General features: G+C 42.1%; 13 protein-coding genes. 8 read left to right on the top strand and 5 right to left on the bottom strand.

The annotated features are described in order from the left end of the window. Positions 1 to 48: 48 nt before the first annotated feature. Positions 49 to 207 (top strand): hypothetical protein, encoded by a 159-nt coding sequence (locus tag V7K30_RS16520; RefSeq protein WP_335000979.1) that lies wholly within the window; start codon positions 49 to 51, stop codon positions 205 to 207. 137 nt (positions 208 to 344) lie between these two features. Here the strand turns inward: V7K30_RS16520 and V7K30_RS16525 are convergent, their stop codons facing one another. Further along, the gene (locus V7K30_RS16525; protein ID WP_335000981.1) at positions 345 to 500 is read right to left on the bottom strand and encodes a hypothetical protein; all 156 of its coding nucleotides are present in this window, start codon (positions 498 to 500) and stop codon (positions 345 to 347) included. Here V7K30_RS16525 and V7K30_RS16530 point away from each other — a divergent pair. From V7K30_RS16530 to V7K30_RS16540, 3 genes are all read left to right on the top strand, one after another. Beyond that, the gene (locus V7K30_RS16530) at positions 499 to 1,104 is read left to right on the top strand and encodes a PEP-CTERM sorting domain-containing protein (RefSeq protein ID WP_335000983.1); all 606 of its coding nucleotides are present in this window, start codon (positions 499 to 501) and stop codon (positions 1,102 to 1,104) included. The genes V7K30_RS16525 and V7K30_RS16530 overlap by 2 nt on opposite strands. Before the next feature lie 478 nt (positions 1,105 to 1,582). Continuing rightward, positions 1,583 to 2,452, top strand: coding sequence for an inositol monophosphatase family protein (locus V7K30_RS16535; RefSeq protein WP_335000985.1), 870 nt, complete (start codon positions 1,583 to 1,585; stop codon positions 2,450 to 2,452). A 50-nt stretch (positions 2,453 to 2,502) separates the two neighbouring features. Next, positions 2,503 to 3,498, top strand: a complete 996-nt coding sequence (locus tag V7K30_RS16540; protein WP_335000987.1) for a 2-dehydropantoate 2-reductase — start codon at positions 2,503 to 2,505, stop codon at positions 3,496 to 3,498. Here V7K30_RS16540 and V7K30_RS16545 read toward each other — a convergent pair. Together V7K30_RS16545 and dpdE are read right to left on the bottom strand one after the other, a co-directional pair. Then, positions 3,481 to 3,726, bottom strand: coding sequence for a hypothetical protein (locus V7K30_RS16545; protein WP_335000989.1), 246 nt, complete (start codon positions 3,724 to 3,726; stop codon positions 3,481 to 3,483). The genes V7K30_RS16540 and V7K30_RS16545 overlap by 18 nt on opposite strands. 463 nt (positions 3,727 to 4,189) lie before the next feature. Next, entirely contained in the window at positions 4,190 to 7,501 is a 3,312-nt protein-coding gene (dpdE, locus tag V7K30_RS16550; RefSeq protein WP_335000991.1) for a protein DpdE, read from the bottom strand. A gap of 120 nt (positions 7,502 to 7,621) precedes the next feature. On the opposite strand from dpdE, the gene V7K30_RS16555 reads away from it, so the two are divergent. The 4 genes from V7K30_RS16555 (at position 7,622) to V7K30_RS16570 (ending at position 9,195) form a co-directional block, all read left to right on the top strand. Next, positions 7,622 to 7,867: a hypothetical protein gene (locus V7K30_RS16555; RefSeq protein WP_335000993.1), complete on the top strand. Its 246-nt coding sequence runs from the start codon at positions 7,622 to 7,624 to the stop codon at positions 7,865 to 7,867. 294 nt (positions 7,868 to 8,161) lie between these two features. Further along, positions 8,162 to 8,416, top strand: a complete 255-nt coding sequence (locus V7K30_RS16560) for an RNA-binding S4 domain-containing protein (RefSeq protein ID WP_335000995.1) — start codon at positions 8,162 to 8,164, stop codon at positions 8,414 to 8,416. Positions 8,417 to 8,463: 47 nt separating this feature from the next. Continuing rightward, positions 8,464 to 8,880 carry an alternative ribosome rescue aminoacyl-tRNA hydrolase ArfB gene (gene arfB / locus V7K30_RS16565; RefSeq protein WP_335000997.1) on the top strand — a complete coding sequence of 139 codons (417 nt, stop codon included), beginning with the start codon at positions 8,464 to 8,466 and terminating at the stop codon, positions 8,878 to 8,880. Between the two features lie 138 nt (positions 8,881 to 9,018). Further along, positions 9,019 to 9,195 carry a hypothetical protein gene (locus tag V7K30_RS16570; protein WP_335000999.1) on the top strand — a complete coding sequence of 59 codons (177 nt, stop codon included), beginning with the start codon at positions 9,019 to 9,021 and terminating at the stop codon, positions 9,193 to 9,195. A gap of 97 nt (positions 9,196 to 9,292) precedes the next feature. Here the strand turns inward: V7K30_RS16570 and V7K30_RS16575 are convergent, their stop codons facing one another. Next, positions 9,293 to 9,688 (bottom strand): GNAT family N-acetyltransferase, encoded by a 396-nt coding sequence (locus V7K30_RS16575; RefSeq protein ID WP_335001001.1) that lies wholly within the window; start codon positions 9,686 to 9,688, stop codon positions 9,293 to 9,295. Between the two features lie 143 nt (positions 9,689 to 9,831). After that, on the bottom strand, positions 9,832 to 10,386 hold the full coding sequence (locus V7K30_RS16580; protein ID WP_335001003.1) for a pyridoxamine 5'-phosphate oxidase family protein: 555 nt from the start codon (positions 10,384 to 10,386) through the stop codon (positions 9,832 to 9,834). Positions 10,387 to 10,570 lie beyond the last annotated feature (184 nt).

A 10,570-nucleotide genomic window follows, 5' to 3' on the forward strand; every position in this document is an offset into this window, starting at 1 on the left:
GCTCCGTATAACTACAAATGAATGAATGAGAATATAAAGCACTAAATTTTGAACCAACAGGGTCAAGAAATCAGCCAGTTCAGCATGAATACCTTTGGTTTGGCTTTCCTGGGGTTAAAACTCCAGACTATGCTGATATATATACTGAAGCTTAGTGGTAGCCAGTCCATGAAGGGTGGTTTCCCGAACCTTGCTTGGGACGGTTAAACTAACTAAATACTTTTTTTAGTTGGTTCATGAATTAATTTGCCTTCACTTTGTCTAATGTATGAGAATTAATACTTTCAGTAATTAGGGTGAACCGTAACGTCAGAGTGGTGTTTGCCGTCTTAAGGGGTAATAAACTACAGAAACACTGAGGATAGAACAAAATTAAAAGGCGCGTAGGCGTAGCTCGCCGCAGGCATCGCTTCTGTAATTCCGTATAATACACGGGAACCTTCTATAAGATCCGCGATCGCCTTTGGGGTGCTGAAAGCGATCGCACTAACGACCTCCATGAAAAATCTCACTCTATTATCTGCTATAGCCCTCGCCACCATATCTGGATTAGTTTTCGGGACAATGGAAGCCGCCTCTGCTTTAAGTTGGAACTGGAATTATTCTGGTACTGGCATAGCGGCGAACGGTACTTTCAGGACTAATGACACCCCTAACGATTTAGGTTTTTACCTGATTTCTGGAATTACTGGTACACGAAATGGTGAAACAATTACTGGTCTGCAAGCCGCCGGAACTGCAATACCAGGAAACGAACCTTTTGATGTTGATAATTTAATTAGTCTTAATACTCAGCAGTTAACAGGTGACGGTTTTGGGTATTCCACTTTTGGAGGAAACTATTCTAGTCCATTTTTCGCTAGTTTTTTGCCAACACCAGGTTATTTAGAGGTTTTTTCTGCGCCGCCAATCATACCAGGTTTTGAAAATTTGGGATTGGAAGATACTGAGTTACCCATTAGTTTTTCTGCAACCATAATTACCGTCCCTGAACCCACTTCTATCCTTAGCTTACTCGTCCTCGGCACTGTCGGCGCACCTTTAGTACTCAAACGTCACAAACTATCCAAATTCACTCAGAAGAAGCCCGAAAAAGTTTCCTAAAACCATCAATAAAAACTCACAATTACTCCTTCATTCACCGAATTTTAGATTTTGGATTTTGGATTGAAGATTCAAAATTTAAACAGGTCTGTTCGCGCACCGTCTTGTAAGAGTTGCCCCCGAATTTAAACGCGAGAATAATTCTATTATCTAAAATCTAAAATTACTTGACTTGTCCCTGACTTGATTGCTTTTTTCAATCTAAAATCTAAAATCAAAAATTGATTCACTCTCTTGAAGGGGTTAATTGTTGTCAGCTAATCCGGGTCTTCACTGCAATCATTTTTTTCAGAAGGAAGATGAGGTACGTACTCTTTGATAAAAATTGCGATGTCTTTATACGCTCTTTGAGACACACAGATTAGAGTAATATAGCAACGGTGGTATCATTGCATCAAAATGATACCGTAATTTTGTCTAGATATAGAATTATATCGCCCTGCCAACGGTAGATTATTTCTAAAAGGAGTTTGCTGCAATGTCCACAACACCAACGACTCGATTAATTTTGGAGACTTTACTCCCCCATCTCAAAGTAGCAGCAGCCTATGCCCATTTTCTTCAACCAAAAATTGCTGCACTTCCCGCCAAAGAACAAGGAAAAAACTTTTTTGCTGCCGCACTTACTGATGCAGATGTGGCTATTCAAAATCTGGTGGAAGTGGTATTACTGGGTACTTTCCCAGAGATTCGCTTTTATGGTGAAGAATATGAAAGTTCTAATAACACTAAGTATTTTCGTGCTACCGAACTCGGTTCCGAAGGTGATTATTTAGTCACACTCGACCCAATCGATGGCACGAAGTTTTACATGGATGGACATTCTAATTACCAAATTATTCTCAGTATTCTAAATTCGGATAACTTTGAGGCAGTACTCGCCATTTCCCCTGCCCAAAACATTTATTTTTACGCTTTTCGAGGCGAAGGTGCTTTTAAAGGGACGCTGGAGATGAACTTAGAAGCCTGTGCCCCATTACACATAACATCCGCCAAACCTTCTATTTTGTTGGGATGGGGAATGAATTCTATCGCACATTTACTAAAAGATCGATATAAAGTAATCGATATAGCGACTGATTACTCTAGTGATATTCAAATTCCCAATCTCAATGGTATTCTCACTGGCGACTTGAGTGGAGCAGTGATCAAATCGGGCAAATTTATTGATAGTGCTGCACTCGCTTTTATTGCAAAAGAGGCTGGCTGGATTGTAACTACTCTGGATGGTTCGACTTTACCGCTACTGCATACTTGTAAAAACTATAGCCTGCCTGGATTGATCGTAGCTGCCTCAAAATCTGTTCATCAACACCTGCTGTCAGCGATGCAAAGCGTAGCTGTTTGAGGTAAAAGCGACTGGATACCGTCTTCCACGACTCATATTCTTTTGACAAAATGAAAATCTGTATTGTTGGCGCGGGTGCAATTGGTGGATATTTAGGGGCAAAACTGGCATTGGCAGGTGAAGCAGTGACGCTGATTGCGCGTGGTTCTCATTTGGAGGCAATTCAAAAAAATGGGCTGAAGTTGCTCATGGCAGACGGTTCCAGCCAAATTGCTACTCCATCTCTGGCAACTAGCGATATTCAGTCAGCGGGACCACAGGATGTAGTAATTTTAACTGTTAAGGCTCACAGTGTACCTGCGATCGCACCCTCTCTTCCTACACTCTACGATTCTCACACAATGGTGGTGACAGCCCAAAATGGCGTTCCTTGGTGGTACTTTCGTCAGCATGGAGGTGAGTATGAAGGTACGCGGATTCAATCTGTTGACCCGGATGGGATTATTGAAGCTCATATCGGTGCTAACCGCGCCATCGGTTGTGTTGTTTACCCGGCAACTGAGATAATTGAACCAGGTGTAATTAAACATATTGAAGGCGATCGCTTTACTCTCGGTGAAATCGATGGTGCTAAAACAGAACGCATCCAATTATTGGCACAGACTTTTAAACAGGCAGGATTCAAAGCACCAATTCGCAATCAAATTCGCACGGAAATTTGGATCAAGTTGTGGGGTAATGTAGCATTTAATCCCATCAGTGCCCTGACTGGTGCTACTCTAGAGGATATTTGCCGCTATCCCCTCACCCGTGAACTAGCGCGGCAAATGATGACTGAAACCCAAGCGATCGCTGAAAACTTGGGTATAAAATTTGGCATTACTTTGGAACAGCGAATTAATGGGGCAGAAAATGTTGGTGCCCATAAAACCTCTATGCTACAAGATATTGAAGCCGTACGCCCCACGGAAATAGACGCTATTGTTGGCGCGGTGGCAGAATTGGGAAAACTAACTCAAATTCCCACACCTTATATTGATGCTATTTATGCCAGCGTTAAGCTGCTGGAAGCGACCAAACAAAGAAGTCTATTTGATGAAAGGTAAAAGGTCAAACTCTTGACGAATTTCTAACAGTGAACGGTCTAACATTGGTTCAAAGTTAAGAAACGGGAGGAAAATTTTATGGTTGCGAGTTTTTAGCCACATTGAAATCAATTCTGGCACTAATCGCAGTAATTCAACCAACATGGAACTATATAATCCAATCACACCATGACGTTTGATCAGGTCTTCATACATCACACTTACAGATGGATTCTGCCGCTCACGCAACCAATCTCTAAATTTGAAGTCACTCGTCCAAAAGGCTAAAAACTAAAACTGGCGTAGGTTGGGGAGCCAGTGCGTTGCGGGGGTTCCAAGAGTTGTAGCAACTGGCGTTTGAGGAACGAAACCCAACATTATCAAGGCTTTGTTGGGTAACGCTTACGCTCAACCCAACAAAGCTATTCTTCTTAACCCAAGCGTATTGATCAGTAACGAAGATATAGAAACCCGTGCAGGAGCTACGAACAAAAATATCCCCGACTTCTTGAAGAAGTCGGGATCTAAGCCTCTCGCTTTTTCCAAATCAAATAGGATTCCCAAGGCTATTTGAACCGTACATAAATAAATACAGCAGATTTCAGTTTGTGAGGTACAAAAATACCCCACCGCGCTGTCGCGCACCCTCCCCTTGTCAAGGGGAGGGTTGGGGAGAGAGGTATACTTCATTTACTTGCAAAGTGCTGTAATATCACTCAAATTGCACAAGCGATCGCCCCGATACAACAATGAAACCCACAGAATCCAGTCTAATCTGGGGCTGGCGAATTCCCTCTAAAATGGCTGCATTTAAAGCAGTTTCTATCTTCAACTCTTCAGCTAATGCATTATCCCAACTTTGCTGGTTCAGACGCAGGCGTAATTGTTCGACTCGATTGGCTAATTTCTTTTCGGCGACCTTAGCACAACTTTGGCATAAGTCAATAAAATCGGGACGATTGGAGAGTAATTCTGAAGAAGTGTTACGCACTTGATAGCAGAAATTTTGCCATTTACTAGGATCAACAAAATCGTCAATAATTCCTAAGCGCTCTTTTGCCAGATTGTAATCTCGTCCTTGATTATTGTTTTTATCTTTATATGGACGTTGTAGGATACTTAAAATTGCTCTATCTTCAACAACACGTATTGGCTCCTTGCGACCATCAACATAGATAGTTTCTATAATTGGCGGAAATAGAGCATCGACACGTCGCTGCAAGTTTTTGAATTGAGAATTATCTAGTTTGTTATCTAGTAAAACTTGTTTGGCAATTCTTAAATTTGCCTCGACTACATAATTGCATTGGAAACCAAACCACTCCTTCCCTTCTTTAGCATCCCAAGATGCATCAGTGCGCCACATCGCAAAGGCTTCACCTCGGTCATCCCAGTTTATATAGCTCAAGAGTGCTTCGACAAATCCTTCCCCAACTCGAAAGAGTTTAATACCAGCATTCTGGTTTGCCACTCTGCGATTATAAGTACCAAATTGGTCTAGATAACTATCAGCAAAACGGTTTTTTAACTCATTTATGGGAACCAATGTCCGCGTTGACGGTTGATAACGTCGCATCTCTGATGAGTCGGGGTTATTGAGTCCTCTGAATCCCAGCGCGTCACAAATCCAGCCTTCAATTGCTCGTTTCATTTCTAGATGACAAGCATCGTAATTATCTAGCTCTTGAAAATATTCGGTGGCAATTTCATCGTTAGCGTCAATTTCATCTAGAGCATTTTGTTCGCTAATTTTTGCTATTTCCGCTTCAATTTGCTCTTGAATTGGCGAAATCATCTCTAACAATCCAGCAGCACTTGATTGAAACAAAGCTGTTTCTAATTCTACAAGTTTATCATCCACATAAAACTGTAGACTGGCAATTGATTGCTGGAAAATACCAAAGCCATCTTTCAAGACTTGATACCAAGCATTGTGAGGGCTATCTGACAAATAGGGGCCAATCAAGACACAAGATTGGACTCCAATTTTGCTGCCAATGCGGTCAAGTCTGCCAATTCTTTGCTCTAATTGATTAGGCGACCAAGGAAGGTCAAAATGAATTAACCAATCGGCAAACTGGAGGTTAAGTCCTTCTTCTCCAGAGCGATCGCATACTAGAATAAAGCAGTTTGGGTTATTTCTGAACTTGCTTAAGCCTTCCTCAACTTTGTCTGGTGATTCTCCAAATTGATGTTTGGCTACTGTCTCTACACCAAAGGTATTAGACAAATACCGGACAATTTCGCCACAAGTTTGCACAAAACTGCTAAATACAATAAATTTGGGCAGAATATCGCCAGTAATTGGTCTCTTGATTCTCTGCTGTATCCTCGTGATGAATTCGTTTTGATTCTTGCGAACGTTTGCAGGAATTTTGAAGTACGTACCTAGCTGATTCAGCAGCACTGTTTTCAAATTTTCCGTCCGTTCTCCGTCCTCTTGAGGTTGACGAATAATTTTTAGGAAAGATTGCAGAATCTCTTCTTCCCCTAAGAATTTGGGGGTTGTAGTTAAGATGCGAATATCATCTTCTTTAAACTCCTGGATGAGTTTAGCATGAGGTTTACCAGTTAATCGAGCGGTAATTACCTGCTCTAAAATGCCTAACCAAGTACCTGAAGCTAGAAATAACAGCAGAAAAATTCGCTGATATTGCTTTTCACCAGGAGCAACACTACGCCATTGATTGAGCAGTTCGTGGATATCAGGCGATCGCTCGTCTAAATCATACTCTTCTTTCGGCGTAAAATTGCGGTCAAATATCACATCTTCCACCGCAGCGCGACGGTTGCGAAGCATTCGGCGGTGTAGTCGATAGATATCGCTGACGTGAGTGCGAATCGCTTGGACTATTTGATCTTGCTCGGTAGAATTTGCTTGTAAACAATTTTCTAAATCATCCGCCAGCTTCAGTAAATACTCATCCTCAGCCAACAGGTTTCGTAGTTGCTGCAAGTTGCTTTTGAGGACAACAGGTTCCGCACCTTCTTTGAAAGAAAGCAGAAGTCTACCAATTTCCTGACGGCTTTCAACTTTGGCGCGAAAACCTGCTAAATCACCAAGCTTATAGGTTGTTGGGTCGAGCAAGTGCAACATGGCCAGAAAATCTTGCTCATGATTGAGAACAGGAGTGGCAGATAATAAAAGTAAGCGATCGCTTTTATGAGCAAGTTCTTTGCAAGTCTGAAAACGCTGGCGCACTGCCGCATCCTTAGAGGTTGCCATTGCTGCAATATGATGGGCTTCATCTAAAATTAAGCAGCCTATCTTCGCTTTCAGATTGATTTTATGGATATCTTCAACCGCCAGCACCGCTACCCGTTTGGGAAAATGGGAGATGTAAAACTTGTTTTCTAACTCCAGCCGCCATTGTTTGAGCAAATATTGCGGAACTATGACCACCGCACCTTTTTTCGGCTCATCAAGGAGGAATTGACGCAGAATCGCACCCGCTTCGATGGTTTTTCCTAGTCCCACCTCGTCTGCTAGCAAGTAGCGTTGAATTGGGTCTTCCAGTACCCGCCTGACGACTTCAACTTGGTGAGGATAAAGATTAATATTTGCCGAAATCAGTCCCGTCATCCCGCGACTGACAGCGCGTTGCTTAATCAAGGATTTGACGAAAGCTAATCTTTTGTCGTGGAAGTAGGGCGTTTCGTGACCCTTCATCGCTAAAGTTTCGATGGGATCTGTGTTTGGTAGATTACAACGAACGTAAATGTCTTCTTCAGTAGCGATCGCAGTTTTCTTATCTGGTAAATCAATTTGATACATTTCTGTATCTTCATCCCAGATAAAAACTCTGCCAACTATCCATTTATCCTGAGTTTGGGACTTAATATAGCATCGAGCCTGGGGTTCAAGCCTGACTTCAGAGAGCGAATTTAAAGGTAAAGTTTTTTGGAGACGTTGCCCTATTGAGCAGAAATACTCAACATTTGCATTGGTATCAGATATTTCCGTAACTTTTCCTATACCCAAATAGTTATTCTGGGACTGTACTAATAAACCGAGCTTAATCATAGATCCAGTCCCCTGAACACACTAAAAGAACCTTCCAGACTAGTTTATTCACCTATATCTGGCAGTTTTGTCGATCAACATTATAGATAATAAACTGGTATTACAGTTTTTGCCATTGCGATGTCTACGAGGGGCTATGACGCTCTCTACGAGACGCTGCGCGTCGCAGGGGTACGAATACTCGCTCTAAGCGTTCGCGTCGCTCCACCACAGCCAATTAGTAAAATCGGCCCAAACGTTGATTTTTGTTGTCATCTACTAAAAGTTTACCTAAGCAACTCACGGCTTCTAGTCGTGGCTTTGTCTCCTTCTCGTTCCCAGTCTCTGACTGGGAACGAGGTTGTAAAGTTTTGCGTAAAAGCGTAGCGTTTTTAATGCAGGCGAACGCATTGCCATTGTAAGGGGACTCATTGGCATTGTCAGAGGACGCATTGACATTGTAAAGGGACGCATTGGTATTATCAGAAGACGCATTGGCATTGTAAAGCGACGCATTGGCGTTGTAAGGCAACGCATTGGCATTGCATTGCAGGGGATTGCCAAATTTAATTCGCTACGAATTAATGAAATACTGTATTTAGGTGATTATGTGGCGCAACAGATTTACGTTTTGCCTTGATAACGCCACGATACAATTAAGGTGATGTAGTTTTATTTCCTATGAAGAAAATCAGAGATAACACAATTAAGTTAAATCAATTTTTAAAATTGATGGGTATAGTACCAACTGGAGGACAAGCCAAGCTGATGATTCAAGGTGGCGATGTCCAAGTCAACGGTATGCTGGAAACCCGACGAGGGCGGCGACTAGTACCAGGTGATAAAGTGACAATAGAAGGACAGACTTTAGAGGTGAATTTGAACAACAATGAAGACCAAGACGTAGTAATAGATATTCCCGAACAAACCGAGTAAAAGATTTTTATCCCAAATTTAAAAGTTCCTCTTTTGTCTTGTGAGTAATGCTGCAAATTTCCAACAAAGTTATTATCCCACAGAGTGAGATTGAAATTAGTGCGATTCGTTCGCAAGGAGCAGGAGGTCAAAATGTGAATAAGGTTTCCACTGCGATTCACTTGCGCTTCGATATTCTCGCTTCATCATTACCAGATTATTATAAACAACAGCTTTTAAAGCTGAACGATCGACGCATCACCCAAGAAGGAGTTGTCGTCATCAAAGCGCAGGAACACCGAAGCCAAGAGAACAATCGGGAGTCAGCGTTAAGACGACTTCAAGAACTCATTCAAAGCGCAGTTGTAGTGACGATAAAGCGCAAACCCACCAAACCGACTCGCAGCTCTCAAAGAAAGCGCCTTGACTACAAAAGTAAGCACGGACAGGTTAAGGCTAACAGAGGGCAGGTGACAGATAGTTGATTTAGAAATTAAACTATGGCACTCAATTTGGTTGCAAAATCTTACCAGAGAACTAAAACTAATTCCTTCTCTGGACTGTGGTCAAGTTCATGACTTAGTTGGTTAGCTTGAGAATAGCAACTATTAAAGGTGAAAAAGATGAATAAGACATTACTAACGATTTTGATGCTTGCGCTCTTACTCTTATTCATCATCTCTCCGTTTGCTGCCCTTACTAGTTTAATGCTGGTAGTTTTAGTTTCGGCGTTTTTATCTTTACTAGCAAACTTGTTTCAAGCAATAATTGGTGGTGACACCAATCCAAAAGGGTCTTAAAAATTCAAAATTTAATTTTGAATTAATTGTTAACTCTTAGGCGGTGCGTTAGGCTTAACGTCATAACGCACCCTACTACAATCGACGAACTTTGAGCTTAAAAATCAATTTTCATCTTGAAAGAGATGCCACCAACTCGGTTGATTGTTTCGCTACCGGGAACAACTTCAAAGCCCAATTGTTTATATAAACTCAAGGCTGGATTTGTCGCTCTGATGCTAAGGGATACTGATGGGTAAGATGTTTTGGTTGCTCCTAACAAATGTGTGAGTAACTGTGTTCCTATGCCCTTATTTCTATGTTGGGGAAGAATTGCTATTGCTAGTTCAGGAGTGCGATCATCAACATAGCCATATCCTTTATTTTCACCTGTCAATAGACGCAGCCATGCCGCTCCTACTGGCTGATTACTACTTTCCAGAATAGCGACGAAGCCGCTATCATCTTTACGTCCCCAATTTTTCACATATTTTGCCAAATCAGGATTATTCATTGCATCCTGCACTGTCAAATTACCTTCTTCTACCTATATGGGCTGCTTCGTAAAGCATTTGCCAAAGAAAAGGCTCATCTTCCTGTGTGAGTGGACGAATAAAATAATCCATACTCATGCACCAAAGTCCGCTTTTGTCAAATTTAGGGTAATTTACTCAGTGGTGTCGCTAAACCGTCAATGCTGACGATATTTTTCTGCTGTTGATATTCTCGAATTCCCTCTTCGCCTTTTTTACTAGCCCAGTTTACTAGAGTCTGGCGCTGACCTCGATATTCATAGAGTGGCACGCCAAAACCACAGGAAGTCTGTACTTGTTCAATGTCAGCGACGATAATTTGACGAGTTCCAGGTATCGGCAAAAACAGAGAATACAGGGAATTCCAGTCTGGAGAACTCGGTAAAATCGTGTTTCCTTGACCGTAAAGACGCAGGATACATGCGGGTTCTTCAAAGGCACAAAACATGAAGGTTATCCGCCCATTTTCTTGCAAATGGGCTGATGTTTCGTTAGCGCTGCCTGTGAGGTCTAAGTAACCAACTCGGTTGGGAGAAAGGATGCGAAAGCATTCTAAACCTTTAGGAGACAGGTTAATATGACCCGTAGGACTCAAGGGTGCAGAGCCAACAAAGAAAAGGTGTTGGGCAGTAATAAAGTCTTGCAGTTCCTCAGTGATACTGTCAAAAAATTTAGACATAGACTGTCTGATTTACATTTGCAAATTTCCTATCTTCTCAGCCTATGTCTTAGCTAAATATCTAGCAAGGTCTAATTGCCAATGTCTAAGGGAGTGGGGAGTGGGGAGTGGGGAGTGGGGAGTGGGGAGTGGGGAGTGGGGAGTGGGGAGTGGGGAGTGGGGAGTGGGGAGTGGGGAGTGGGGA

This window comes from Nostoc sp. (genome assembly GCF_036917655.1).
Taxonomy (GTDB): Bacteria; Cyanobacteriota; Cyanobacteriia; order Cyanobacteriales; family Nostocaceae; genus Nostoc.

Bases quoted from the DNA above. Each gene is read 5' to 3' on its own strand.
- V7K30_RS16540 (WP_335000987.1), top strand. From the start codon at position 2,503: ATGAAAATCTGTATTGTTGGCGCGGGTGCAATTGGTGGATATTTAGGG.
- V7K30_RS16580 (WP_335001003.1), bottom strand. From the start codon at position 10,386: ATGTCTAAATTTTTTGACAGTATCACTGAGGAACTGCAAGACTTTATT.
- dpdE (WP_335000991.1), bottom strand. From the start codon at position 7,501: ATGATTAAGCTCGGTTTATTAGTACAGTCCCAGAATAACTATTTGGGT.
- V7K30_RS16530 (WP_335000983.1), top strand. From the start codon at position 499: ATGAAAAATCTCACTCTATTATCTGCTATAGCCCTCGCCACCATATCT.
- V7K30_RS16555 (WP_335000993.1), top strand. From the start codon at position 7,622: ATGTCTACGAGGGGCTATGACGCTCTCTACGAGACGCTGCGCGTCGCA.
- arfB (WP_335000997.1), top strand. From the start codon at position 8,464: ATGCTGCAAATTTCCAACAAAGTTATTATCCCACAGAGTGAGATTGAA.
- V7K30_RS16525 (WP_335000981.1), bottom strand. From the start codon at position 500: ATGGAGGTCGTTAGTGCGATCGCTTTCAGCACCCCAAAGGCGATCGCG.
- V7K30_RS16570 (WP_335000999.1), top strand. From the start codon at position 9,019: ATGAATAAGACATTACTAACGATTTTGATGCTTGCGCTCTTACTCTTA.
- V7K30_RS16560 (WP_335000995.1), top strand. From the start codon at position 8,162: ATGAAGAAAATCAGAGATAACACAATTAAGTTAAATCAATTTTTAAAA.
- V7K30_RS16575 (WP_335001001.1), bottom strand. From the start codon at position 9,688: ATGAATAATCCTGATTTGGCAAAATATGTGAAAAATTGGGGACGTAAA.
- V7K30_RS16535 (WP_335000985.1), top strand. From the start codon at position 1,583: ATGTCCACAACACCAACGACTCGATTAATTTTGGAGACTTTACTCCCC.